The organism is Moorena sp. SIO1F2, assembly GCF_010672755.1.
In the GTDB taxonomy this organism is placed as follows: Bacteria; Cyanobacteriota; Cyanobacteriia; order Cyanobacteriales; family Coleofasciculaceae; genus Moorena.
Window position 1 is genome coordinate 1 of sequence record NZ_JAAHFV010000053.1, and the last position, 26,524, is coordinate 26,524.

General features: G+C 43.7%; 23 protein-coding genes and 1 pseudogene. 7 read left to right on the plus strand and 17 right to left on the minus strand.

What is annotated here, in order from left to right; genetic code table 11:
• Positions 1–628: pseudogene (locus tag F6J94_RS09600) on the minus strand (radical SAM protein); the annotation flags it as partial.
• Between the two features lie 583 nt (positions 629–1,211).
• On the opposite strand from F6J94_RS09600, the gene F6J94_RS09605 reads away from it, so the two are divergent.
• Positions 1,212–1,598: a DUF1830 domain-containing protein gene (locus tag F6J94_RS09605; RefSeq protein WP_293039462.1), complete on the plus strand. Its 387-nt coding sequence runs from the start codon at positions 1,212–1,214 to the stop codon at positions 1,596–1,598.
• A gap of 10 nt (positions 1,599–1,608) precedes the next feature.
• On the opposite strand, the gene F6J94_RS09610 is transcribed toward F6J94_RS09605, so the two are convergent.
• Positions 1,609–1,953, minus strand: coding sequence for a hypothetical protein (locus tag F6J94_RS09610; RefSeq protein ID WP_293039464.1), 345 nt, complete (start codon positions 1,951–1,953; stop codon positions 1,609–1,611).
• A 198-nt stretch (positions 1,954–2,151) separates the two neighbouring features.
• On the opposite strand from F6J94_RS09610, the gene F6J94_RS09615 reads away from it, so the two are divergent.
• Complete coding sequence (locus tag F6J94_RS09615) at positions 2,152–2,592, plus strand: DUF4079 domain-containing protein (protein WP_293018160.1); 441 nt, start codon at positions 2,152–2,154, stop codon at positions 2,590–2,592.
• 160 nt (positions 2,593–2,752) lie between these two features.
• Here F6J94_RS09615 and gcvT read toward each other — a convergent pair whose 3' ends face one another.
• The gene (gene gcvT, locus F6J94_RS09620; RefSeq protein WP_293039466.1) at positions 2,753–3,910 is read right to left on the minus strand and encodes a glycine cleavage system aminomethyltransferase GcvT; all 1,158 of its coding nucleotides are present in this window, start codon (positions 3,908–3,910) and stop codon (positions 2,753–2,755) included.
• 5 nt (positions 3,911–3,915) lie between these two features.
• A complete protein-coding gene (locus tag F6J94_RS09625; RefSeq protein WP_293039468.1) occupies positions 3,916–4,077 on the minus strand; it encodes a hypothetical protein in 162 nt (53 codons plus the stop codon).
• Positions 4,078–4,199: 122 nt separating this feature from the next.
• Between F6J94_RS09625 and F6J94_RS09630 the strand changes: the two genes are divergently transcribed.
• On the plus strand, positions 4,200–4,451 hold the full coding sequence (locus tag F6J94_RS09630) for a hypothetical protein (RefSeq protein ID WP_071103539.1): 252 nt from the start codon (positions 4,200–4,202) through the stop codon (positions 4,449–4,451).
• A 312-nt stretch (positions 4,452–4,763) separates the two neighbouring features.
• Here F6J94_RS09630 and F6J94_RS09635 read toward each other — a convergent pair whose 3' ends face one another.
• The 6 genes from F6J94_RS09635 to F6J94_RS09660 form a co-directional block, all read right to left on the minus strand.
• A complete protein-coding gene (locus tag F6J94_RS09635) occupies positions 4,764–5,531 on the minus strand; it encodes an SDR family NAD(P)-dependent oxidoreductase (protein ID WP_293039470.1) in 768 nt (255 codons plus the stop codon).
• Positions 5,532–5,765: 234 nt separating this feature from the next.
• Positions 5,766–6,308: a hypothetical protein gene (locus F6J94_RS09640; RefSeq protein ID WP_293039472.1), complete on the minus strand. Its 543-nt coding sequence runs from the start codon at positions 6,306–6,308 to the stop codon at positions 5,766–5,768.
• A gap of 126 nt (positions 6,309–6,434) precedes the next feature.
• Positions 6,435–7,193, minus strand: coding sequence for a nucleotidyltransferase domain-containing protein (locus tag F6J94_RS09645; protein ID WP_293039474.1), 759 nt, complete (start codon positions 7,191–7,193; stop codon positions 6,435–6,437).
• A gap of 285 nt (positions 7,194–7,478) precedes the next feature.
• Positions 7,479–8,417 carry a nucleotidyltransferase domain-containing protein gene (locus F6J94_RS09650; RefSeq protein WP_293018153.1) on the minus strand — a complete coding sequence of 313 codons (939 nt, stop codon included), beginning with the start codon at positions 8,415–8,417 and terminating at the stop codon, positions 7,479–7,481.
• Between the two features lie 67 nt (positions 8,418–8,484).
• Positions 8,485–8,952 carry a helix-turn-helix domain-containing protein gene (locus F6J94_RS09655; RefSeq protein WP_293039476.1) on the minus strand — a complete coding sequence of 156 codons (468 nt, stop codon included), beginning with the start codon at positions 8,950–8,952 and terminating at the stop codon, positions 8,485–8,487.
• A gap of 198 nt (positions 8,953–9,150) precedes the next feature.
• Positions 9,151–9,687, minus strand: a complete 537-nt coding sequence (locus tag F6J94_RS09660) for a helix-turn-helix transcriptional regulator (protein WP_293018151.1) — start codon at positions 9,685–9,687, stop codon at positions 9,151–9,153.
• An 801-nt stretch (positions 9,688–10,488) separates the two neighbouring features.
• Between F6J94_RS09660 and F6J94_RS09665 the strand changes: the two genes are divergently transcribed.
• Positions 10,489–14,124 (plus strand): NB-ARC domain-containing protein, encoded by a 3,636-nt coding sequence (locus F6J94_RS09665; protein WP_293039478.1) that lies wholly within the window; start codon positions 10,489–10,491, stop codon positions 14,122–14,124.
• A 147-nt stretch (positions 14,125–14,271) separates the two neighbouring features.
• Entirely contained in the window at positions 14,272–14,448 is a 177-nt protein-coding gene (locus F6J94_RS09670) for a hypothetical protein (RefSeq protein WP_293039480.1), read from the plus strand.
• A gap of 51 nt (positions 14,449–14,499) precedes the next feature.
• Here F6J94_RS09670 and F6J94_RS09675 read toward each other — a convergent pair whose 3' ends face one another.
• Both F6J94_RS09675 and F6J94_RS09680 read right to left on the minus strand, forming a co-directional pair.
• A complete protein-coding gene (locus F6J94_RS09675; RefSeq protein WP_293039482.1) occupies positions 14,500–15,927 on the minus strand; it encodes a hypothetical protein in 1,428 nt (475 codons plus the stop codon).
• A gap of 429 nt (positions 15,928–16,356) precedes the next feature.
• A complete protein-coding gene (locus F6J94_RS09680) occupies positions 16,357–16,815 on the minus strand; it encodes a hypothetical protein (protein ID WP_293018146.1) in 459 nt (152 codons plus the stop codon).
• 107 nt (positions 16,816–16,922) lie between these two features.
• Between F6J94_RS09680 and F6J94_RS09685 the strand changes: the two genes are divergently transcribed.
• The gene (locus tag F6J94_RS09685; protein ID WP_293039484.1) at positions 16,923–21,074 is read left to right on the plus strand and encodes a caspase family protein; all 4,152 of its coding nucleotides are present in this window, start codon (positions 16,923–16,925) and stop codon (positions 21,072–21,074) included.
• A gap of 36 nt (positions 21,075–21,110) precedes the next feature.
• On the opposite strand, the gene F6J94_RS09690 is transcribed toward F6J94_RS09685, so the two are convergent.
• Together F6J94_RS09690 and F6J94_RS09695 are read right to left on the minus strand one after the other, a co-directional pair.
• Entirely contained in the window at positions 21,111–21,374 is a 264-nt protein-coding gene (locus F6J94_RS09690; protein WP_293039486.1) for a hypothetical protein, read from the minus strand.
• On the minus strand, positions 21,371–21,556 hold the full coding sequence (locus F6J94_RS09695; RefSeq protein ID WP_070392097.1) for a hypothetical protein: 186 nt from the start codon (positions 21,554–21,556) through the stop codon (positions 21,371–21,373). The genes F6J94_RS09690 and F6J94_RS09695 overlap by 4 nt, the downstream gene beginning before the upstream one ends.
• A gap of 721 nt (positions 21,557–22,277) precedes the next feature.
• On the opposite strand from F6J94_RS09695, the gene F6J94_RS09700 reads away from it, so the two are divergent.
• Positions 22,278–22,565: a hypothetical protein gene (locus tag F6J94_RS09700; protein WP_293027813.1), complete on the plus strand. Its 288-nt coding sequence runs from the start codon at positions 22,278–22,280 to the stop codon at positions 22,563–22,565.
• A gap of 212 nt (positions 22,566–22,777) precedes the next feature.
• Here the strand turns inward: F6J94_RS09700 and F6J94_RS09705 are convergent, their stop codons facing one another.
• The 3 genes from F6J94_RS09705 to ggt form a co-directional block, all read right to left on the minus strand.
• On the minus strand, positions 22,778–23,860 hold the full coding sequence (locus tag F6J94_RS09705) for a pentapeptide repeat-containing protein (protein ID WP_293027808.1): 1,083 nt from the start codon (positions 23,858–23,860) through the stop codon (positions 22,778–22,780).
• Positions 23,853–24,776: a hypothetical protein gene (locus tag F6J94_RS09710; RefSeq protein WP_293027804.1), complete on the minus strand. Its 924-nt coding sequence runs from the start codon at positions 24,774–24,776 to the stop codon at positions 23,853–23,855. The genes F6J94_RS09705 and F6J94_RS09710 overlap by 8 nt, the downstream gene beginning before the upstream one ends.
• A 128-nt stretch (positions 24,777–24,904) precedes the next feature.
• Positions 24,905–26,524, minus strand: a 1,620-nt coding sequence (gene ggt / locus F6J94_RS09715) for a gamma-glutamyltransferase (RefSeq protein ID WP_293039488.1), incomplete at its 5' end; no start/stop codon positions are given.

Below are 26,524 nucleotides of genomic sequence, written 5' to 3' on the forward strand. Positions count from 1 at the left end.
TAATGGCAGTGGGAGACTCATGGATCATGCGATCGCGTGGCTTAGCTTGCCCTACCACATAACAGCGCTGATCATCGAAGTCCTGACCCCGGAGAAGTTTCGTGAGTAAGGTTTCCCCTTCTCCAACGGAAACGATGGTTCCAGTTGGCAGTTTATTTTCCAACTGCTCATAGAATACACTAACTGCTCCACCCCCCACAATCAGGCGAGCGTCTGGGTTATATCGTTTAGCTCGTTTGAGTCCTTGTTTGATTAACCCCAAGTTCCCCCACAGTTCGCCATAGTAAGAGGCAGCTAAACGCAGACCCCCCAGCGCTCCCCGTAATTTCACCAAGGGATTGCCAGCATAGTAAAACTCAAAGGCATTTTGGAGCGGGTTACCACCCCTACCACCCACTGGAGCATAGATTTGAATGTCGCGCCAGGAAAATACCAACAGGGTTGGTTTAAACTGGTCTATCTCAGTATCCAAGGCGCTGCCAAAGTCTAGGGGAGGTACAGTTCCCAAGTCAAAAATGCGCTGTTCTACATCCGGGAACTGTTTATGAACATGGTCAGCTAAATAAACCACCCCGATCGGAAAGATTGGATTACACGGAAGGCGAACATATAGTATTTTCTGTTCCATTGGTAACTGTTTATAGTAATGATTTTTTGTTATTATAAGTTTTTTTTATCAGGAAGGTTAGTTTGGGTTATTCTTGACCAATTCCGTTCGCGTAGCGTGGCCCAAAGGCCAATTAAGCTCAAGATTTCAAGGCAGATCTATACCTAGAGTTATAGCTAGAGTTATAGACAGATTTATCTACCGCCGTTTTCTCTACTTTGAGACTACGGCGGGCAGAACTTACCAAGGGTGGGCAACAATTATGAAATTGGTGTTTACATATCTTAACTTTACCAAAATTAGGGACTTACCTCAAGCGTATGGTAGTTTTGTCTATAGGGATCAAAAATCAGCATAAAGTCATCTAATAGAGTAAAGTCATATAATAGGGTTTCTAGAGTGAGCATTACACCTGAATGATGCTGAATATCGCTAAAACCAGCAAATAATCCTAAATAATCCCAATAATCAGCATATTAACGGTGTTTTGTTGGTGATCGGCTGAGGTAAACTCCAATAATTAGTAGCCATGTTTACAGCTCGCCGGGATCATCAATGCTACCTTGGTGTTTGTAATAAATTAACCTTTAGAGAATTAATAGATATGACACAAGTTTTTGATCCTATTCCTTCAGATAGCCAAGATTCCCTTCTGTGCTGCTATGTGAACGCTACTAGCCAGATCCAGATTGCTAGAATAACTAATATACCTAACTGGTACTTTGAAAGAGTTGTTTTCCCAGGGCAGCGCTTAGTTTTTGAAGCACCGCCACAGGCTCTTCTAGAAATACATACGGGGATGATGGCAAGTTCTATTCTCTCAGATACCATCCCTTGTTACCGCTTATTGGTTAGCCAAAGTGGTAATGCTTATGGCTATGCTGTTTCCGCCCAATCAGCCAAACCTGCTGATATCAAACCACATCCAGAAACAGTTGATAGTCCAAGAGTGTTAGCTGAAAAATTGCCTAGGCTGGTTAGCGCGGTCTAGTTACTATAATCTATACTTTGGGGTTGCTTACAACAGGAGCAACCCCTTTTTCATTGGTTGAAGGTTGTTTGGTTGAAGGTTGTTTGGTTGAAGGTTGTTTGGTTGAACGCGAACGCGTGGCCTTTTGGCCAAGGTGGTTTGGTTGTCTGGTTGTCTGGTTCTCTGGTTGAACGCGATCGCGTGGCCTATTGGCCAAGGTGGTTTGGTTGAAGGTTGTCTGGTTGAAGGTTGTTTGGTTGAACGCGATCGCGTGGCCTATTGGCCAAGGTGGTTTGGTTGAAGGTTGTCTGGTTGTCTGGTTGAACGCGATCGCGTGGCCGTTCGCGTAGCGTGGCCGTTCGCGTAGCGTGGCCAAAAGGCCAAGGTTGTTCTTACCCAGGCGTCCCTTGTCAGGTAGGTTGAAAGTTCAAGCTAAATAGGCTATAGTGCTAGACTTGTAACTTGTCACTTGGTCTGTAACCATAGCAAGGGTAATTCAAAAGTGAACAAGAACAGATCTTGAGATTCTGTTCCATCACCCCATCACCCCATCACCCCATCACCCCATCACCCTGTGAATCTCCCTTCTTTTCTCTGGCTCTGGAAAATTGCTGCTTGGTCAATGGGTTTATCCCTCTTTGCCTATGTACTCCTGGCAATCACCGGCAGCATTGCGTTTTATCAACGTCACTCCGGACGCCCACGACCGACTTGGTTACGCCCTTTGCACTACATCATTGGCTGGATCATGGTCGCTCTAGTCTTAGTTCTGCTGGGGATTGGTTTAGTAGGTACCATCGGCCATTACGGTCATCTAGGTCATTCAGCCCACTTAATAGCTGGATGGTCTGTGGTAGCACTGGTGTTGCTCTCAGCCTTTAGTGCTACCCAAATTAGTCCTCAACAACCCTTAGCAAGGGCTGTTCACGTTGCTACCAACATTGCCTTGCTAGTGGGATTTACCTGGGTTTCCCTGACTGGTTGGGAAGTTGTCCAGAAATATATTAGGCATTAGGCAATCGAAAGTTGAAAGTTGAGAGTTGAAAGTTGAAAGTTGAAAGTTGAGAGTTGAAAGTTGAAAGTTGAAAGTTGAAAGTTGAAAGTTGAGAGTTGAGAGTTGAAAGTTGAAAGTTGAAAGTTGAAAGTTTAAGGTTATCTGTCAGCCATGGATAGCTTTACTTGGCCGATGGACGATTTTCAGAGCGATAAAAAGGCTTCTTGACCACAACGGCGGGATAGGATTTACCCCGGATTTCTACTTCCAGCTGCTGTCCAACTTTGCCCAACTTTCTGGGAACATAGGCTAGTGCGATCGCATTTCCTAAGGTTGGTGCTAATGTACCACTAGTGACAACTCCTACCACCTCACCATCAGCTAGGACTGGGTAACCATGGCGAGCAATCTGCCTTCCTTGCATCTGGATCCCAACTAGCTTGCGCTGGATCCCCGTTGATTTTTGTTGCTCTAGCACCGAGCGTCCGATGAAGTCTCCTTTGCTATCAAGATGCACTAGCCAACCTAACCCAGCTTCTAAAGGTGTCGTGGTATCATCAATATCTTGTCCGTACAGTGCCATTGCTGCTTCTAGGCGCAGGGTATCTCTGGCACCTAAACCACAGGGAGTGACACCAGACTCTAAAAGTGTCAGCCACAGCTCTATGCCCACATCTGGGTCTAGCATCAGCTCAAATCCATCTTCCCCCGTGTAGCCGGTTCTAGCCATAAATGCCGGTTTCCCCAACACCGTTGCCTCTAGATGTCCAAACGCTTTGACTGGTGCTAACGCTTCTTTGACAAATGGCTGAAGATGTGATATCGCCAATGGTCCCTGTACTGCGATCAACACTTTTGATGTTGAGAGGTCTTGTAAGGTAACTAAGTCAGCATCCAGGTGAGCTAACAACCAGTCTTTGTCTTTGGTGCAGGTTGCTCCATTAACAATCATCATCCCCCGCTGCTCCCCAGACTCCTCTTCACCTTGGTAGTAGAAGATAATGTCATCAATGATTCCACCATTGGGATTTAATAACACCGTGTATTGAGCTTGACCCGGTTGCAGGCGGGTTAAATCCGAAGGCACTAGAGACTGCAATTGCTCCCGTAGTTGCTTACCATGAAAAGCAAACTTACCCATGTGGGAGATGTCGAAAATTCCGACAGCAGTTCGTACTGCAGCATGTTCTTTTTTCAATCCACTAAATTGGACTGGCATTTCCCAACCCGCAAAAGCTGTCAAGCGGGCATTTTGTGCTACCACCTGGTCAAATAGGGGAGTGCGAGCCAATTTAGGGGTTTCGGATTGGGACTCTGGAGATGCTGGGGAATTTGCCACGGGTTTTAATAATGGTGTTCAGTTATCAGGTAAGTGTAACATCTATCTGGTATAATCCCATGGGTTCCCGTAGCGTGTGCGTAGCACAATGTGGAATGGGCATCTTGCCCGTGTAGCACAATGTGGAATGGGCATCTTGCCCGTGTAGCACAATGTGGAATGGGCATCTTGCCCGTTACAATTTAGCGTTTTATTAACAACAGTTGGTAAACAGTTAGTAAATACGCCCCCTTTTAAATTGATCACCATTAAGCTACTATATTATCTTGGTAAAGACTATAGCACTCTCATGAACAAGAAACTAATTTGGTATATCAAATCTCAAGCTGGAGTTCTGCTTTTTCCCTTAGGCTTATGCTTATTTGGAGAAGCCGTTTCTAAAAGAATTGAAGGAGAGCCTTGGTTTTGGTTAGGAACCTTAAGCTTAGTTGTGATTAATGCCGGGATTGGTTTGATGATTGAAAGCGGATTGATATCCGGTTTTCCCAGAGATAACGTTGCCAAAGACGACTCAAAAGAGTCAGTCCTAAAGACTGAATAAAGGCTTTATGTAAGCATATGCGCTACGCCCACGCTACGCAAACAGCGGTCAGCGGTCAGTGGTCAGCTTAAAATCAACCTCTTTCGTGACTATTAAACTAATCCTTACCTGTTTTCTTTAAAAGACTTTCCTCCAATTAAACTAATCCTTAGCTGTTTTCTTCAAAAGCTGATAGCTGATAGCTGATAGCTGATAGCTGATAACTGATAGCTGATAACTGATAGCTAATAGCTAATAGCTGATAGCTGATAGCTGATAGCTGATAGCTGATAGTTGATAGCTGATAGCTGATAGCTAAATGCTTACACTAGTTTACCAAGGTAACTGGCTTCCATCCCAGGAGAAAAACTGTCCACTATCCCCTTTATCCAGCTTTTCAATCACCGCCAGTAGTTGATTAACAGTACGCTCTACTGGGAATAACTTATCAGCAGGTACATTTTTTTGAAAGGGTTTAGAAAGGCGCGTATTGGTTGTACCAGGATGCAAGGTAACAACGATAGTTTGAGGACTTTTTCTACTGTATTCAATCGCCACCGTTCGCATAAACATATTTAAGGCTGCTTTCGATGCTCGATAGCCATACCATCCTCCCAGTTGGTTATCACCAATACTGCCAATTTTGGCAGAAATGCTAGCAAAAATACTGCGATCGCTATGACGGAATAATGGTAATAAATGTTTAGCCAGCAACACTGCTCCAATACTGTTAACCTGGAAGTAGCGCATCAAGTGTTCTGAATTAATCTGTTTCAAGCTTTTTTCTGGTTGTAAGCTTCCGTCATGAAGCAATCCAACACAATTAATCACTAAGTGGAGTTTGTTTATCCCTACACTAATTTGTTTGATAGCTTCAGATACTTGCAACTCGTCGGTAATATCCATCGATAGACAAACTAATCGATTAGGATAGTTGTTTTCAAGGGCAATTAATTCCGAACTAGAATCACGGTTACGATAAGTGCCATAAATCTTGGTAAAGGATTCATCTTGCAGCAATTGTTTGACAAAAGCCAGACCAATACCTCCATTGGAACCGATAATTAAGGCATTGGCATTGTTAATTCTATCTATAGACATTTATTAGCGCTCCCCGTAGGGAGTAGGGAGTAGGGAGTAGGGAGTAGGGAGTAGGGAGTAGGGAGTAGGGAGTAGGGGGCAGTGTAAATTAGCCTGAGTTTTCATGATATATTTGGAAATGCTATAGTATTAGATATCAGCTATCCCCTTAATTATAAAACTTTAGCGTTTAAAAGTCCCCACTGAAATATCAACACTAACTGGGTCTTCATTATCCACTAAGCCATCGCCATTTTAATCCCAAACAGAGGTCGCAAAAAACCCGCAACGAATATCGATTTCCTGCTCAGAAACTCTCAAAAATAGAGACCCCTGTTTGGTCGCGCATTTAAATTCTGCTTTCTGGACTAGCTCTGGAGCATTTCTGCGTAATTGAGGCAATACTTTCTGGCACTGTTGGTCAGAATTAGAGCAAACCAATGGCTTCACAAAAGTATAATCATTCGCTACTAACGGCAAAACCCCTAACCATGTACCAGTGCGATTGCCATTTCCTACGGGTTTATCCCAACAAATAAAGCTGACTCGCTGGGGTTCTTCTTGATTCTGAAAAACCTTTAAACTGAAACTTTTGCTATCACTACACTCCCTTTCCCATTCAGCTATTTGTTCTGGAAAACTATCGCCAAGGTCAGCTAAAACTTCCTGACATTGGCGTTCACCACAATCCCCTGCTACCTGCTGAGGCTGGGTCTTATCTGCTGGGGTTTCACTAGCACAACCAAGCACAAGCAGAGCAAATATCATACTAGAAATTGCTAATTGTTTTACTTTCATTTAAAAATTTATTTATAATTATTATTATAGCATTTTCTAGAAATTTTATTCCTTGCTCCCTGCTCCCTGCTCCCTGCTCCCTGCTCCCTGCTCCCTGCTCCCTGCTCCCTTTGCTATATAGCAATTTCAATGTAAATTTGCCATCCTCAATCTACAGAGCAAATCATTCAAAGCATCCTTAGCTGATGGTGCTTCTGGTAACCAACTAGACTCAGACGCTTCCTCTAATTGACTCTGTAGACGACTATATTCTCCCTCATGAAAGTCAATATTTGTATCTTCCAATACAGACTTTTCTGCTCCTGCTAACTTCCGAGCGATTAAATCTGGAATATAAGGTAACTGGAACACCTCATTCAGCTTAACCAAGTTAGCCTCTATTTCCCCAGTTTTCATTAAATGGATACCAGTCAACAGCACCCGATAGACGTAAAGCAAAGGTTTGACACGACATGGACTCATCTTTTGAAACAGTTTCCATTGGGTTCGGGAAAATCCTAGATAGTGATGGGCATGGTAGCGAGTAATGCATTGTTTTGCGATCGCTTTTAATTCCTCATGCTCCGGTGTAGTGTGAATAACTAGGGGTGAGTACAGCTGCTCTAAGACATAACCATTCTTTTTCAGCAGCATCTCAAAGAACTTTTTGATATCGTGAGTGACTAGATCCAGTTCTATGGAATCCCGAATTTCCGAGACTTCAATCGTTTCCGGTCCCGGGTCCAGTCCTATAACCTTCTGCACTGGCAGAATGTGACTCCCACGCAAATCATAATCAGAATCCGGTGAAGGGAAACCATACAAATGCGCTCCACTGAGGGTAGCAAATAACAGTGGATGGGGTTGAGTAGAAATTACAGATAGTAGTTTTTGGTTTAAATTCATATACAGCAGTTTTCAATTGGGTGAGGTACATGTTTTTAGGAAGCAGGGAGTAGGGAGCAGGGAGAAGGGAGCAGGCAAGAGGCAAGAGGCAAGAGGCAAGAGGCAATAGTGAAACAATCCTGTGTAACTCAGGTGCGACAATCACGCGAATTTAATTCTTAATGGGTCAAGCGCACCTAATAGTTATGAAAAACGCTGTATAACTATAGCAATCCGTGTAATAATTGTGATAATTTTGGTTTCCTGTTGCCTACTCCCTACTCCCTGTTCCCTGTTCCCTATTCCCTATTCCCTGTTCCCTTTCCTATAAACCATACTTTGACGTGCTTTAATCAAAAACTGATTAGCTGCTTCATAATCCGGACGTTCTGGCAAATTAGTGTTGGCAAAAGCAGCATCAAACTCTTGATGTAAACTCAATCGCCAAGCAGTAACCTCCTGCCATGGCATTTCATCCCGACGGATGGCTAGGAGTTGTTGCCGATACTCCTCAACTTTCACTGGTACAAACCCCTCTTTCAAGACTGTGATCCCTGAGAGCAATAAACGGATTAAGTGCATAGCATGTTTTAATCGAACTGCTCCTTTAGTCCGAAAATCTTGCTCCATTTTCTTAAATTGGGACATCACATACCCATTATAGGTTTGGTAAACCAACTTAGACAGAAAAATATCTCGAATAGCTAGCAATTCCTTGGCTAGGGGAGTGGCTGTTTCCACTAGTGGTGTGTAGAGACATTCCAACACATTTGGATTAGCTTTCAGTGCCAAAATGATAAACTTTTGCAGCTCCCAGTAGCACTCCTGAGTCTCGTGGTTTTCTAACTGTTCCGGAATTCCATACAAAGACCAGTGAACCACAGCTGGTGGCAGGTAAATACCTCGTCTGTCTATATCAGAGTTTTCATCATCCAGACCAAATGCTCTCGACCCTACTACACAGCGGTAGATCACATGATCATATAAATTTAACTCTGTGAGTAAGTCTTCCGAGAGCTGTAACCCTTCTTTTTGGAAGTGTTTACGAATACTAAATTCATGGCGACCTAGGGTAACTTCCCTCTCATTAGGCAAACGCACCCGATAGGCATGAGAATCATCTGTTGGTGCCTTGACTATTACACCGACTGCTCCTTGTACACATAATGTTTCACCCGCAGAGTTTTTAGCAGCCACACGAGTTACCACTTGGGTACCGACTGGCAAGATTAGGTGAGGATTCATTTATTATAAGTTTTTTGTATCAACCCTAATATTAAAATATTATAGCATTCTTAAGTAAGATATAAAACTAGGCTTGATTGTAAATACGATTCAGTATTTTATCCAATAATTCTTTATTTTTATAATGATTATTGTTTTTTGATTCTTCCACAATACTCCTGGCTTCAGCTATTAATTGATAATAGCTAGTTCGGGATTTAAAAACTACATTATATTCCTCAATCAAATAACCCTCTAATTGATCAAAATTACATTTATATCGTTTTTTTATCCAAGTGATAACTTCTTGTTTTTGTTGTTTATTTAAATAGCCTTTACCCCCTTTATAAGATAATTTTAATCCTTCTACACCCGCTGCATAAAAAATTTTTCTCCACTTACTAATGAAGCTCTTTGATACATTTAAGAATTCGGATATTGCTTGATATTCCAAGCCTTGTATGGCAAATTTTACAGCTAGCGCTCTTTTTAATTCTCTTGAATCTGGATTACTCTTAATCCACTTATCCAACTCTCGGTTTTCTTTATTTGACATAGAGTTTTGCTCCCCTATTTTTGAAAAAATTAGTATATTTTATGATTCTTAACTCAACGTAGTAATAAGTTTAGTTAAATTAGTAATTATAATGATGAACAAATTTAAATTTGATTACCACCAATACCTACTCCCTAAAAGCCAGGGCTAAAGTCCCTAAATCAATTGAGGAGTGCTATATATTAATGGTAATACCTATCAGTATTTTTGTTTGGCGTAAATGTTTTTTAAGTGCTTTTTAACCGTATTGATGCTGATAAATAGCTGCTGGGAAATTTCTCGGTAAGTAAAGTTCGCTTTTTTAAGTGACCATATTTGCTCTTCCCGGGGAGTTAACCCATATTTGAGCGCATCAGTGCTAGCGGAATTTTGATAAGATTGATTTTGATCTTCTAGGGTTACTAAGAGGTAAGGATCTGGGGATAACTCTAACGTTAACCATCTAACCCTAACCCGAAAGTTAACTGACTTATCCACTTTAATTTCAGCTTCGAGAATTAGTTTGCGATCGCAAAACCACTCACGACTATCAATTAATGATTCGCAAACTCGCCAAATTTGGTCAGGGATAGAATTTATCTGTGACCTACCTTGAGTGATTTGAGAACACATTCGACGTCCACACTCATTGGCATGAAACCAATCTTGGTTAATAGTTAGAATCAGCACCCCATCCACAAACCCCTCAAGGATTGCTTGGATCAGTAATGGGGGTTCTGATCTTGTTTGTGCCATGACTAGCATTACCTGAATTACACATTATCCAGAATTCCGAATTTGCCCAGCCTTTGCTAGACACAGTTTTGGATCAGCTTTGGCTCAGCTGGTGATCACAACAGATGAGCCAAAATTGGCACTTGACAATTGGTATAATAAAGTATAATAATTTTGATTTCTCAGCTGGCTCTAGTTTGGATTATTAACACATCAAGTAGCAAAGAATTGTGAACAGGATTGTGAAGAGGTTTCCTGAGGTGCGACCTGTGTGGAATTTAATTCTTAATGGGGAAAGCGAACCTAAGTGTTGGTGGGATCTTGTCACTTACTTTAGGAGTATGTCTACTGACAGAGGCTCCGATCGCTCTTAGCGGAAGCAAAGCTTCATCGCGTAGCGTGGGCGTAGCCCATTAAGATTCTCTGGGTCGCGAGGATGTTTGAGAAGTAACACATGTTTGGCATCAGCGATCATTATCGGAAATCTGAGGGACTTTGAGCCACTTACCCCCTTGCTTTGGCGGGTTAGGGGGGTATGTACGAGTAGGCTCCAACACCTTTAAAATAGCCTCTTAGACCTGGAATATGCCTAAGGGCGTTTACCAGAGTTTAGCTGCGATTTCCTTGAGCTTAGCTATTGGTTTGATTCTAATATAGTATGCATTTTTATTTGAAATGTAAACAGCGGACCCGTCGAAACAGGGAACTTCGGATCAGGGAACAGGGAATAGTAGGAAAGAGCTCCAAAGAGTTTTTGATGTTATGAGACATCAGCAAGATTGTTCATGACCTATTTGTAAATCCTATAGCTGAGGTGAGATTTTGCCATCTTTACAAGCATCTCGACAGGGAAGACTAACAATTAAACAGTATCGAAACCGAAAGGGATGGACGATAGAGGATCACAGATGGCTGGTCGAGGCGAGTAAGATCTTAAATCCAGATATCGACTGGGCATCCTCCGAGTATGGGTTGCAAGAAATCTATGCTCCTGGTGTCTCCCTAGCTACTTGGAAACGCTTCTTGCAAGGAAAACCAATTAATGCCCAAGTTTTCCAGGTATTTTGCCAAGTTTTAGGACTTAACTGGGAATATGTGATTGAGAACAACCTCCCTAAGTCCTCAATCCAGAAGACAACCGCTAAAATCCCCCCAAATCGAGTAGATTGGTCAGCAGCGCCGGATGTGCCAGTTTTTTTTGGACGTACCGAAGAATTAGCTACCTTAGTGGAATGGATTCTCAATGATCGTTGCCGAGTTGTGGCAATTCTAGGAATGGGTGGAATTGGTAAAACTGGACTCTCCCTGAAGCTAGGTAAGGGGGGAATTGGCAAAACTGATCAGTCCCTCAAGCTAGCCCATGGCATTCAGGATGACTTTGAGTACGTAATTTGGCGTACGCTACTGAATGCTCCTCCCATTATCAAAATTCTTGAAGAGCTGATCAAATTTCTCTCCAACCAGGTAGAAACAGATTTACCAGACACCATAGATGCTCAACTATCACGACTACTTCACTATTTGCGTGAGCATCGCTGTTTGATAATCCTGGATAATGTGGAGTCAATTTTACAAGGTGGTGATAAGCCTGGGCAATATCGAGAAGGATATGAGGAGTATGAGCAATTGTTCCGAAAAATTGGAGAAGTCTCCCATCAAAGCTGCTTGTTAATCACCAGCCGAGAGAAGCCCCACGCCATTGCCAGACTTGAAGGCAAAACACGACCGGTTCGTTGCCTGGAATTAAGCGGTTTTGATGTTGTAAATGGCAAAAAAATATTTAATTCCATAGCCTCATTTTATGGTTCAGATCAGCAATGGCAACAACTGATTGAGTTTTACAACGGTAATCCTTTATCTCTAGAAATTGTTGCTAAGCATATTGATGAAGTATTTTTGGGGAATATTGGCGACTTTTTAACAGAAGGAAAACCCGTCTTCGATGACTTTTGTGAAGTGTTAACCTGGCACTTTGAGCAATTGTCAGACCACGAAAAAGATATTCTGTACTGGTTGGCAATTAATCGGGAAGCTGTTTCCCTTACCCAACTCCGAGAGGATATCCTTTCACCAGTGGCTAAACAACAGTTACCAGTAACACTGCAATCCCTGCAAAGACGTTTACCTTTGGAAAAAAGTTCAGCAGGGTTTACCCTGCAACCTGTGCTGATCGAGTTCATGACTGAGACAATCATTGAGCAGGTTAGTCAGGAAATACTCACCGATAAAATAGCTCTATTTAATTCTCATTGTTTGCTAAAGGCTTTGGCAAAACAGTACATTCGGGAAGCTCAATCCCGTCTGCTCCTTAAACCATTAATCGACCGGCTAATCGCTAGTTTTAATAGTCAACGTCATCTGGAGGAAAACCTAAATTTTAGTCTTTCAAAGATAAGAGAAAACTTGGTGCCAAGGGTAGGCTATGCACCCGGTAATATCCTGAATATGCTCTGCCAACTTAAAACTGATTTAAGGGGTTATGATTTTTCTAATCTCACTATTTGGCAAGCTTACCTTCAGGGGGTAGAGTTGCTAGATGTAAACTTCGCTAATGCTACCATCGCTAAATCAGTTTTTACTCAACCTTTTGGTAGTATTTTGTCAGTAGGATTTAGCCCCGATAGCCAGCTTTTGGCTGCAGGTGATACCATGGGCAAGATTCATCTGTGGCAAATTGCTGATAGTCAATACCGTTTAACCTTAAAGGGACACACCAGTTGGGTATTGTCTTTGGCCTTTACTAGGCTAGATGATGGTAACGGTGAAGAGACTCAGATTTTGGCTAGTAGCTGTGAAGATCAAACCGTCAGGCTCTGGGATATTGCTACGAGTCAATGCCTCCACACCTTGCGAGGACATAGGAGTAGAATATGGTCAGTTGCTTTCAGTGGAGATGGCACAATTGTTGCTAGTGGCAGTGGCGATAAGACCGTGAGACTCTGGGATGTTAGTACCGGTGAATGCTTGAACACCTTGCCAGAGCACTCCCAGACCGTAAGAGCCGTAGCTTGTAGTCCCGATGGTGCTATTCTCGCCAGTGGCAGTGAAGATAAAACTATCAAACTCTGGGACTCTGATACAGGTGAATGCCTCACCACCTTGGAAGGACACTCTCATCAGGTCAGGTCAGTGGCTTTCAGCCCCGATGGAACTACTCTCGCCAGTAGTAGTGATGACAAAACTGTAAGGCTATGGAATCTTAGTACCGGTGAATGCGTTAAGATTCTGCGGGGACATACAAAAAGCATACGGTCAATTGGCTTTAGTAAAGATGGAACCACCCTCGCGAGTAGTAGTGATGACAAAACCGTAAGGCTATGGAATTTTAGCACCGGTGAATGCCTCAATAAATTGTACGGACATACCAATGGTGTATGGTCATTGGCTTTCAGTCCAGATGGTGTAACCTTAGCAAGTGGTAGTGATGACCAAACTGTAAGGCTATGGAATATTAACACTGGTCAATGCCTAAACACGTTTCGAGGATATACCAATGGTGTATGGTCTATTGCTTTCAGTCCAGATGGCACAACTCTCGCCAGTGGCAGTGAAGACCAAACCGTCAGACTTTGGGATGTTGCGACCGGTGAATGCCTCGATACCTTACGAGGACATACCAATTTGATATGTTCTGTTGCCTTCAGTCGAGATGGTGCAATATTAGTCAGTGGCTCTAAAGACCAAACCCTAAGACTCTGGGATATTAGCACTGGTGAATGCATCAACACCTTCCACGGAGAGAAGTGGGTAATTTCAGTCGCCTTTAGTCCCAATGGAGAAATCTTAGCCAGTGGTCATAATGATGATAGGGTAAGACTGTGGGATATTAGCACCGGTGAGTGTTTCAAAACCTTACTAGGACACAGGAGTTTGGTCTGGTCAGTTGCTTTCAGTCCAGATGGCACAATTGTTGCTAGTGGCAGTGAAGACCAAACCGTTAAACTCTGGGATGTTGACACCGGCGACTGTTTGAGCACTTTGCAGGGACACCGAAATATCATCAAGTCCGTTGTCTTTAGTGGAAATGGCAGAATTCTCGCTAGTGGCTGTGAAGACCACACGGTCAGGCTCTGGGATGTTGGCACTGGTGAATGTCTCAACACGTTGCGCGGACACACCCATTACTTACGCTCAGTGGCGTTCAGCCCTAATGGTAAACTGATCGCTAGTGGTAGTTATGATAAAACCTGTAAGCTCTGGGATGTTGGGACAGGTGAATGTCTCAAAACTCTCCATGGACATACTAATGTGGTATGGTCTGTTGCTTTTAGTCGAGATGGTTTAATGCTGGCCAGTAGCAGCAACGATGGCACAATTAAGTTTTGGGATATCGAGAAGGGTCAATGTATCAAAACCCTGAGAGTGCCTAGACCCTATGAGGGGATGAATATAGCTGGTGTTACTGGTTTAACAAAAGCAACTATTACGTCCCTGAAAGCGTTGGGAGCAGTTGATTAGACTTCGTGGCAGTTGTCGGGAGTCGGGAATCGGGAGTCGGGAGTCGGGAGTCGGGAGTCGGGGGCGTTGCTTAATAATGGAATGATTTTAAGAGTTTTTAGGTGCGCTTTCCGCATCTAATTATTAAATTCGCCACGGGTCGCACCTGTGGAATGGGCATCTTGGTGGAACGGGCATCTGGCCGTGGAATGGGCATCTTGCCCGTTCCTTAGATTTGGGCATCTGGCCGTGGAATGGGCATCTTGCGTGGAACTGGCATCTTGCCAGTTTCATGCTTATTTTCGGGCGGGCAGGATGCCCACTCTACGGATCTGGGAACGGTAAGCACTGCCCACCATAGGATTAATTTCAATCGTGCAACAGCTCAGTTCACCCCTACCTACTAGCAGATAAGATTTTTTTGAGACACAAAGCAATTACTCCAAAGATCAGGATGAGCCCAACAGGTACTATCACACTATTGATTAAAGGGTTTTTACAACTGTTCTCCAAGGGTTTTATAATCTTGGATACAGCCTTACACTGCTTCGCTTCAAAATCCACTAAAGCTGTAACCGCTGTGCCCGCACCAACTACCGTTACTATATTTTGAAAAGTGCGATCGCGTTCTGCTTTTTCCAGCTCAATTTGACTACGGATGGCATTTATCCTGGTTTCTAGTAGCCGTAAGCCTAGCGCCATTGTATCATAGTCTTTAGTAACCTGCAATAAGTAATTTTGCTTTACTTCTTTACTAAACGTTTCTAAAAACTTCAGATTATTATCGGCCCCTAATTCTTGGCATTTTTGGTTGATGATTTCTAAACGGGTTTGATAATTGAATAAATTAATCTCGATAATTTGGTTTTGAAAATTTAGTTTAGGCAAATCTAGGGTATAATTATCCAAAGACTTTTGAATATCATCCAGTTTTGCGGCTATGGTTTGCTCCCTAAAGCCAGAAGAGTTTTGGTCACTGATAAGTCTCTGATTTTCTTCAGCCTGCTTATAAAAATTGACCAATGAATTTTTGATTAAGCGACTTTGGCTGTAAGCCCATAAAATTTTGTTTCTATAACTAAACAGACCCATCCAATCCGTATACAACTCCGCTGCCTTTTCCATACTTGCTTGGTCAGGAAAGATCATAATGATTACATGGCAGTTGGCCTGATTCAGGGGTTGATATCGCCACAGCTCAAAAACTTCACCACCAAATAACCTGCCTTTTCCATGTAAATCTTGTGACCAATTCGCCCCTTTATCGAAAACCTTATCACCAGATTTTGCAATGTCTTTTTCCTGTTTTGTCGAACTTTCGGGTGTTGATACTCCATGTAAATCTTGTGACCAATTCGCCGCTGTCTGGAAAACCTGATAACAGGATTGAGCAATGTATTCATAGCTTTTGCTCGATGTTTTCGATAACCATCCAGAAAGCATCCAAGTTTGCCCTAGGGTTGCCCTTTCACCTTGTAATCTCCATTCAATTTCGGCTCGGAGTCTGGCAAAACAGTCAGGGGTTTGGGGGTCAGTTTGATTGTTAATGGAACAATCAATTTGCAAACCATAGGTATCATTTAAGCGGACAGGGTAGTAGTACCCTTCTAGGGTATTGTTTGCTGTGGTAAAATCATAGTACTTTTGCCTAGGGAGTAGTTCTAAATATTTGGTTTCTAGATCAGGATCGGAAAATTTACTATCGGCTGGGAGTTTAGCTCGGAACTTAGCTTGCTTTTCTTGCTTCTCAGCTTCAGTGAGGTTGAGAGCATCTCGTAAATCATATAAAAATAAATCCAGAGTTGGAAAGATTAGATCGCTCACTATAGCACTCTTTTCAATTGGGTGAGGTACAAATTATTATTTTAGGAAGCAGGGAGTAGGGAGTAGGGAGTAGGGAGCAGGGAACAGGTAACAGGGAACAGGCTAAAAATCCTGTGGAATGGGCATCAGGCGTGGAACTGGCATCTTGCCAGTTAATGCATCAGGCGTGGAACTGGCATCTTGCCAGTTTCATGGTTATTTTCGGGCGGGCAGGATGCCCACTCTACTCTGTATTCATTCGAAGACTGACCCAACGCCAATTTCTGAGTATAGCGTTGATCCTACTTACGAGCTACATTCAATTTTATTCCCCCATCTCCCCATCTCCCCATCTCCCCATCTCCCCATCTCCCCATCTCCCCATCTCCCCATCTCCTCATCTCCCCATCTCCCCATCTCCCCACACTCCCATCTTCCAAATTGGGTACTTTACTTTTTAGAAGTCCCTAAAAACTGTTTCAGTTTTTCCAAGGGTAATTGTTTCACAGCTGCTTCTGGCTGTTCTGTACGACTGACGACAATCACAATATTATTAATGTGTTGGTCATAGCCTGTAGGTGATGACTTAGGTTTATATCCTTTGATGACCCAGACACTACTAGTGGTATCGAATTGCTGGATTTCCGCTTCTGTTGGTAGATACTCTAGGGGAATATCGACCCTAGTGTTAATAAGTTGGGTAGAGTAAATTTGGTAACGTTGATTTAACTCAGGATTAGCTGCAATCATCTCTAGTAACTTGGGTTTGGTATACCTCTCCCAGGCCAGAGGTTGGGCATCGAGTTGATCGCCAATTTCTTTGATGCTCTTAGTCTCAGCTTGACTCAAGGGTGTGTCTAAATCAGTCAGAGCAAGTAAAAAAGCTAATAGGGTTTTGTTAGTATTCATCAGCCACTGCCACTACTTCAATCACTATCTTTATACACGAAGGATCAGCCGAGTGCTCGAAATTGCGATAGTATGTTAACCTAATAAAAATTCAGAACCTCGCTCCAATGACACCGGAATGGGAAGCCCTAATCGTTGGGATTAACCGTTATCCAGAATACACCAACTTTAACGACCTGACCGTTGCGGCATTAGATGGGGAAAATGTCGCTCAACAATTAGATCACTATGGCTATGAACCGTTTCGGATTCAGGACTTACCCCTTGGATTGACTCAAAAAGAACCAGAGGAACTATCGAGCAGAGGCATAGTAAAATTAGAGGAATTAAGGTCAGCAGTCGCTAATCTGTTTAATCCTCCCGCTCCCAACCAAGCCCCAGAAACCGCCTTATTTTTCTTTTCAGGCCATGGCTGTAGACAAGAGGTGGATGGTATTGAGGAAGTTTTCTTAGTCACTAGTGATGCCTTCCCTGATGTTGGAATTTATGGCTATTCTCTACGGGAGTTGGGTGAGCAAATCGCAACTAGCTCAGTCAAACAGGTAGTGATTTGGTTAGATTGTTGCTACAGTGGCGAGTTACTAAACTTTATCCCAACCGATAAAGCTTACTGCTTAATTACTGCTACTCGTTCCTTTGAACCGGGAGTAGAGATAAGCCATGAACAAGGAGTATTTACCAAGGCGTTACTGGCAGGGTTGAATCCGGAAAATCACCCGGATGGTATTGTAAATAGTCATAATTTGGCAGAGTTTATTGAGAAGCGGATGTCAATGACTTCTCAACGTCCTTTAATCGCTAACTCAAACCAAGCTATTCTACTCACTACCAAGTTTACGAAATCCAGCTTTCAGGATAAGTGCCCCTATCGGTCTCTGTCTTATTTTACGGCGAAAGTAGAGGATGCTCTGGTGTTTCACGGTCGCTCTAAGTTGACCCAGCAGTTAATTGAACGAGTTAAAACAAAAGACCGTCTGCTGTTAGTGTTAGGGGCTTCCGGTAGTGGCAAGTCTTCCTTAGTTAGGGCTGGATTATTGTATCAACTGAAGTTAGGGCAGGTAATTGTTGGAAGCGATCGCTGGTATTATCTGGAACCTTTTACTCCTGGTGAAGCACCAAAGCAAAGGTTACAGGAGGTGCTGGAAAATGGGGAGGGCGAGCAGAAGCAGTCAGAGAATTCTAGTGTTACTCCGGTGGTCATAATTATTGACCAGTTTGAAGAGTGCTTCACCATGAGTCAACCTGACCAACGCCAGGAATTCTTTAACAGTTTGATTGAATTAATCGAGAATACCAACAATCTAATTGTTTTAATTGCTATGCGCTCTGACTTTCGGGGGCGGTTGCGAGAGTATGCTCAATTTGTTGAAAAGATTAATAAACCTTACATCAATGTAGACCACTTGAACCGTGAGGAAATTGAAGAAGCGATCGCTAAACCGGCGGAATTAGTAGGATTGGGAATTGAGGGCAGATTAAAACAGCAACTGATTAACGATGTCGAAGATTATCCAGGCAGCCTGCCCCTGCTCCAATATACTCTGACGGAATTATGGAAACAGTCAAGACATCAGCAGGAAACGTTTTTACGCTTAAAGACTTATCAACAGTTAGGGGGAATTGAGGGAACTCTCGAAAAGAGAGCCAATCAGGTATTTGATAGTCTATCACCGGAAGAACAAAATGTGGCTAGGCGTTTGTTGTTGGAATTAACTCAAGTGGGAGATACTCTCGATACCCGTAGACGAATACGCCTGGGGGAGTTAGTCAATTCTCACCACAGTTTAGAACTGCTCGATGCTGTTAGCCAGAAGTTAGCCAGTTCAGACAACCGCTTGATTACTAGAAGCCATGAGGAAAATTCCCAGGATGTGGTTTTGGATGTGGTTCATGAAGCCTTGATTGGCCACTGGGGAAAGTTGGTGGAGTGGAAGCAGACTTATACAGAGACAATGGTGATCGAACGCAAGCTGGAAGCGGCAGCCCTTGAATGGCAGCAGAAGGGAAAGAAGCGTGATGATGTTGGTTTACTGTTGCTTGGGGGGAGGTTAGTAGAAGCCCAAGAGTATTTAAACGAGTATGGTAAGTTGGGCATGTTGAATGGGCTGGCTGAGGAGTATATTCAGGTAAGCGGTCACAAGCACAAGCAAATGACCCGTAACGGCAGCTTAAGGGTGGGAGCTGTTATTGCTGTGTTGGTATTGGGGACAGTTGCTTCAACGGTTCTTTGGTTGGAATCTCGTGAACAGCTAAGAAAAGCAACCAGAAGTGAAATTGAAATCCTCAGTGAACTTTCACAGAATCTTTCCAACTCAAAGCGACCCTTTGATGTTCTCAAACGGAATTTAAAGGCAGCAGGAAAACTCAAAAAGGCAAATTGGGTAAAAGCTGATACTAGAATTAAGTTGAGCGCTAGTTTAGGGCAATCTCTCTATGGAGTGAAAGAATTTAATAGCCTGGAAAAACATACGGCACCTGTCCAGAGCGTCGCCTTTAGCTATGATGGCAAAACTATCGCTTCTGGGAGTTGGGACAAGACGGTGAAACTGTGGAATCATGAGGGCAAACTACTGCGTACCCTCACTGGCCATAGCAAAACTGTCAGTAGCGTCGCCTTTAGCCCGGATGGTAAAACTATTGCTTCTGGGAGTTGGGACAAGACGGTGAAACTGTGGAATCTGGAAGGCCAGGAACTGCTCACCCTCACTGGGCATAGCAATTCTGTCATTAGCGTCGCTTTTAGCTATGACGGCCAGACTATCGCTTCTAGTAGTCGGGACAACACGGTGAAACTGTGGAATCATGAGGGCAAACTACTGCACACCCTCACTGGCCATAGCGAAACTATCAGTAGCGTCGCCTTTAGCCCAGATGGAAAGACTATTGCTTCTGGGAGTTGGGACAAGACGGTGAAACTTTGGAATCATAAGGGTAAACTACTGCGTACTCTCACTGGACATAGCGAAACTATCAGTAGCGTCGCCTTTAGCCCGGATGGTAAGACTATTGCTTCTGGGAGTTGGGACAACACGGTGAAACTATGGAATCTGGAAGGCCAGGAACTGCTCACCCTCACTGGGCATAGCAATTCTGTCATTAGCGTCGCCTTTAGCTATGACGGCCAGACTATCGCGTCTGCTAGTACTGACAACACGGTGAAACTATGGAATCTGGAAGGCCAGGAACTGCTTACCCTCAAAGGACATACCCATTGGATTACTAGCGTCGCTTTTAGCCCTGATCGCAAGAGCATTGCTTCTGCTAGTTGGGACAACACGGTGAAACTATGGAATCTGGAAGGTCAGGAACTAAACACCCTCACTGGACATAGCGCACCTGTAAATAGCGTAGCCTTTAGCCCCGACGGGCAAACTATCGCTACTGCTAGTGGGGACAGCACCTTGAAATTTTGGAATCACGAAGGCAAAATATTGCAAACCCTGACCGGACATAGGGATGAGGTCAATAGCGTCGCCTTTAGCTATGATGGGCAAACTATTGCTACTGCTAGTCAGGACAAAACCGTCAAACTGTGGAATCGAGAAGGCAAAGAACTGCTAACTCTTACCGGGCATAGCGAACCTGTCACTAGCGTAGCCTTTAGCTATGATGGTCAAACTATCGCTTCTGCTAGTTGGGACAAAACCGTCAAACTGTGGAATCGAGAAGGCAAAGAACTGCACACCCTCATCGGACATAGCAATTATGTCCGGAGCGTCGCCTTTAGCCCAGACGGTCAAACTATCGCTTCTGGTGGTTATGACACCACAATGAAACTGTGGAATCTGGAAGGCAAACTATTGCAAACCCTCACCGTAGATAAAAATTGGGTCTATAGCATCGCCTTTAGCCCAGACGGTCAAACTATGGCTTTTGCTACTGGGCAGAACACGGTGAAACTGTTGAATCTGGAAAGCCAACTACTGCAAACCCTGACCGGACATAGGGCAGCTGTCAATAGCGTCGCCTTTAGCTATGACGGCCAGACTATCGCTTCTGCTAGTCATGACAACACGGTGAAACTGTGGAATCTGGAAGGAAAACTACTGCACACCCTGACCGGACATAGGGATGGTGTCAATAGCGTCGCCTTTAGCTATGACGGCCAAACTATCGCTACTGCTAGTAGTGACAAGACAGTAATTTTATGGAATTTCGATTTAGAGGATTTAGTGACAAAGAGTTGTAACTGGCTCCATGATTACCTAGTCACTCATCAAGACCAAGAAAAAGAATTAAGGGAAATTTGTGGTATGTGAAGGGAGCAGGGGTAGGTTTTACCCACACTCTCCCCTCTAGTCGTGATTCAACACTTCGGGTAATTTCCAAGAGCGCCCTTGACAGTAAACATAACCATTATTCGTGTATATGCCGGAAAGTGCCCTAGCTAATACCAAGAATTCCTGCTGTTCTTCCGCAGTCATGTAATTTTCATTGTGTAGACTCCCTGAGGCTCGGTTTGGATCTCCTCCGGAGTCCAGATATCGCTGACGAGCCAGAGTGGAGAGTTCTATCATTCGTTGATATTGCTGTTGTTGTAATTCACTTAAGGGCTTCATAATTCGGCTACAGGTGTAATCGGGGTAATTTCACCATTTGGTAAAAGCATAGCAAAGGGCAGAAGAAGGCTAGCAGTGCTGATGTACCAAATGCCATTGTCTTGGTCATAAACAGTATTTTCTAGTAATCCTAAGGTATCCAAAGCATTGAGAATTAGATATTGTGCTTCTGTTGGTTCCATCACACCCGACCGAAGTAATAGAGATGTTGGTGATTTTACTGCCAAATCTTGATTATTCGTCCGGTTGAATACCCATCATAAACCTGTAGGAAGTGTGGGGAGATGGGGAGATGGGGCAGGGGCGCGGGAAGTGTGGGAAGTGTGGGAAGTGTGGGAAGTGTGGGAAGTGTGGGCAGATTTCACAAGGGTAGGTTTTTTACAAAGGGGCGAGTAGGTACTTTGATTACGTAGAAATTCCTCAAAATTCGTATCAAAATACACAATAATTTCCGGGATAATTCTCCCCATTTCCTGCTTTTCCCGACTCCCGACTCCCGACTCCCGATTCCCGACTCCCGACCTAAATGTAAACAACCTACCCCTGTGAGGATGGGGAGATCGGGAGATTTTTATTAGAGTAATTATACAGACATCCTAGAATCCCTGCTTAGTAAGCCAGAGAAAAGTAGTTTTCCATGCTTAATAGTATGTTTAACTACATTTTTGCTCATTTTAATCCTATGTCCTGATCTGTTGACAATAACCATAGCTGGTTAAATTTTATGGCTGGATTAAACACATTTTTGTAAAATAGTCAACAGTTAAAATTCTGACTTGGAATTTTATGTTAATAAACATAAACTGGAGTTACCACAGAGGTAAATTGGGGCTACTATAGTAACTTAAGTAATCATATAAACATAATCCCGGAAGGTAAAATATGATACAAGCTGCTGTCAAAATGCTAATTCCTTTCGAATCTCTTGTCGAAGCAATTACTACTCTGGAAATAGAAGACAAAATTAAGCTCAATCAAATCCTCGAAGAAGATATTGCTGAAGTCCAACCGCAAATTGCATTAGAAAAATTGTTACAGCAACCAGTGTCCGAAATGCAGTTTGAGCAATTTGAGCAACCTTTCCAAGCACCCGAGCCTGCCAAGACTGAAACCTCAAAGGTGTCTCTGATTCCCCTGTCTCCCCTGCTGCCTCTAATTCCCTTACGTACCTCAGGGGATAACGTTGCTTGAAGAAATGCGATCGCGGTCTTGTAATAGATCTTGTGGGTGCGTTAAGGCCAAGCCTAACGCACCCTACTCGCTACTGCATCAAGAGGAATTGCTAAAACTTATATAAAAAGTTTTTTCATAACTTTTTCCCGATTCCCGATTCCCGATTCCCGATTCCCGATTCCCGATTCCCTGCCCCCAGCGCTACAATTTACCGACAGATACTCCGTAACTTAACGAGGAATAATTACTATAGAGCTATCGCGGTCATCATCTTCAAAAATTGCCCCTAACCGCATCAAAACCCGTCTCATCTGATTAGAAATACCTCTATTTTTAGCGAACCTAGCCCCTTTAACTTTTGCCCCCCTAATGTCAGCATCACTAAAATCAGCCCCCCTGAGATTGGCACCATGTAACTCGGTAAGATTCATCTTCGCACTTCTGAGATTAGCACTCCTAAGGTCAGCATTTTCAAAGATAGCCAAACTCAAGTCAGCTCCCTGAAGATCAACTCCCCTGAGATCACTGTGACTTAAGTCAGTACGAATCAGCTCAGCTTTGCGTAGCTTGGCACGAATCAGATGGACATAACTCAAATTAGCACGAATCAGGCAGACTTGGGTCATATCTGCTAAACTTAAATCAGCACCTTTGAGATTAGTTCCCCTCAGTTTCGCACCTTTGAGATTAGCTTCACTAAGCTCAGCACGGCTCAAGTTAGCATAAGATAAATCAACACACCTCAAATCAGCCCCCCCCAGGTGGGCACGGATGAAGTTAGTGCCCTGAAGGTTAGCTCTGCTCAAAATCGCACTACCCAGATTAGCCCCCCTGAGTTTAGCCCCCTGGAGGTAAGCACCTCCCAATTTAGCCTCGCTAAGATTGACACCAGTCAGGTCAGTTTTCCTGACGTCAGCTCCCCTCAAGTCAGCACCACTGAGATCACCATCCCTGACATTAGCCCCATCTAATCGTATCCCCCTCAGGTCAGCACCACCAAGGCTTACCCCCTGGAGATTAGCACTCCTGAAGTGGCTCATGCTTAGATTCGCACGACTGAAATCAGCCCCCCTCAAGTCAGCATTACATAAGTTGGCACCTTGGAGGTTAGCCCCCCGGAAATCCGTTCCTCTGAAATCCGCTGCCATCAACCTAGCTTGGCTGAGGTCAGTGTAACTTAAGTCAGCTGCAGTGAAGTCATCAGCCAGATTCAGCCCAACCATTGCGGTCAACTGCTCAAGATTGTCTGTTTCTGCCACTAAAACCCGCTTGATCAGGCTTAGCAGAATCGGTTGAGATTTTTCCTCACCCATATTGCAATTCCACTCGAGACAGATAGGGCTTAAGTCTAGTTACCAACAAATGTTCCACAATCAGTCTGTTTAGCACAACGGTTTTATTGCGGGTAAGGTTTGAGGACCACAACCCCTCAACTTCAGTTACACAAATATCCCGCTGGGATACTTCAAAGATTGCTTGGATACAACAGGGTAAAGCAGTGACATTGACAGTTGCTAGCTTTACCCGATTCAGGGAACCAAATAAAACACCATTCCCCTTCTCTTCTTCAAAAATCCAGGCAGGATTTTCTGCCGAAACTTGATTGGTAATGTGGCACCAGGAAACTTGGTCAGTCTCGTGGGATGTCTCGTAGGATTGCAGTTGGGATGTCTCGTAGAATTCTGGTTGATATTCTAGTTGGGATGTCTCGTGGGATTGCGATTGGGTAGCTTCTGGAGTAACAACACCTCCCCCTTTTTCCCTGTTGCCATTAGGATCTGTTGGACGCTGGTTGATATCACAACTAGGCCATGATGACTGTTGATTACCTACTGTTACCAGTTGAAGATAACCACCAAGGTCACGGAATTCATAGGGGATATTACCATTTTGGAGATGAAGACGCAGTACTCCACCTTTGAGTCCAAATTTAACACGACCTTCGAGCAACTGTTCCCACTGTTGCTTAAATTGGATGGTTAGGTATAAATGAATCTGCGGGATTTTAGAGGGTTTTTGCCAAAACTTACGTTTTTGTTTATTTGGCGGAATCAGCGTTCCTTCCAATTTCATCCCTAAGCAATCTAGGCATTTATTCTTAGGCTCAGGTGGAGGCATGTAATAGCAAAGGGAACAGGGAATAGGGAATAGGGAATAGGGAGTAGGGAGTAGGGAGTAGGGAGTAGGGAGTAGCGATGCAGCGCGGTCTTGGGGAGCCAGTGCCTTCATGCGGGGGTTCCCCCCATGAGCAACTGGCGTGGTTTCCCCCACTCGCGCTTTGCATCAAGACGGGAGTAGGGAATTTACGATCCAAAACTCCCACAATTCCTACACGGATTGCTAAAGTAAATGCTATGTTAATAACCTAAGGTTAAGGCACCAGGTCGGCGAGGATCAGATGCACCTTCAAATGAATTGTTAATGTACATAATACTCTGGGTACTCCCCATAGCATTAGCCACCGAAATCTTATATCCTTTATACTTCAATAACTGGATTGTATCACCATTCAAACCCTGTTCTATAAAAAGTTGATCCGGTAACCATTGATGATGTACCCGAATGGCATTAGTAGCTGTAGCAATATTGAGCTGGTGATCAATTACATTCATAATCAATTGCAAAACGGTGGTAATAATCCTACTCCCCCCGGGACTGCCAGTGACTAGATAAGGGTTACCATCTTTGAGCACAATTGTTGGGGTCATAGAACTCAGCATTCTTTTTTCCGGTGCTATAGCATTGAATTCTGCTCCAGTTAACCCAAAAGCATTAGGGACTCCTGGCTTAGCTGAAAAATCATCCATTTCATTGTTGAGGAGAATACCCGTTCCCGGTACTGTAATTTTACTGCCATAGCTGAAGTTTAAAGTATAGGTATTAGCAACAGCATTGCCATACTTATCCATCACTGAATAATGGGTGGTATCATTGCTTTCTACCCGTTGAGTAGGATTACCAGGGGCAATTTCTGAACTGGGAGTTGCTTGATAGGGATTAATCCGTTGACGGATGCTTTCACCATAGGTTTTAGAGGTTAATTCAGCAATCGGAACGGGCACAAAGTCAGGATCTCCTAAAAACTTAGAACGGTCAGCATAAGCTAACTTCATACTTTCCGTCATTAAATGAATGGTTTGGGCAGTATTATGTCCCAGTTTCCGAATCGGAAATGCTTCTAAGGTATTCAACATCTGCACCAGATGGATACCTCCAGAACTTGGAGGTGGCATAGAATAAATCTCATAGCCCCGATAAGTGCCCCGAATCGGCTCTCGAATCACGGGTTTATAGGTCGCTAAATCCTCTTTGGTAATCAGACCACCATTGGCTTCCATATCTGCTACGATAGCCGATGCGATCGCACCTTCATAAAAGGCTTTAGCCCCATATTTAGCAATCAGCTTTAAACTACGGGCTAAATCCTTTTGTATCAAGATTTCCCCTACCTGATAAGGCACGCCCCCTGGCTTATAAAAAATAGCCATACTCGCCTCAGAAGCCTGCATTCGCTGCTGAGAGTATCTCAGAGAGCGGAACAAATCTTCAGAAACTGGGAACCCTTTTTCTGCTAATTTAATAGCTGGTTGTAATGCCCGTTCTAAGGAAATAGTGCCGTATTTTTCCAGTGCCATGGTTAACCCAGCTACGGTACCAGGAACACCTACAGATAAATAACTGTATCGAGACTTTTCTGGGTCAACCTCACCATTATTATCCAGGAACATATCACGAGTAGCAGCGATTGGTGCTTTCTCCCGATAATCAATAGCAATGGTTTGGTTATCCTTGGCCAGATGTAAGAGCATAAAGCCACCGCCACCGAGATTCCCAGCTCGCGGTAAGGTTACCGCTAGGGTAAACCCAATGGTTACCGCAGCATCAACAGCATTGCCACCTTCTTTTAAAACGGCTAAACCAGCTTCTGAGGCATAGCGTTCTTGAGAGGAAACCATACCGTTGTTAGCGATAACGGG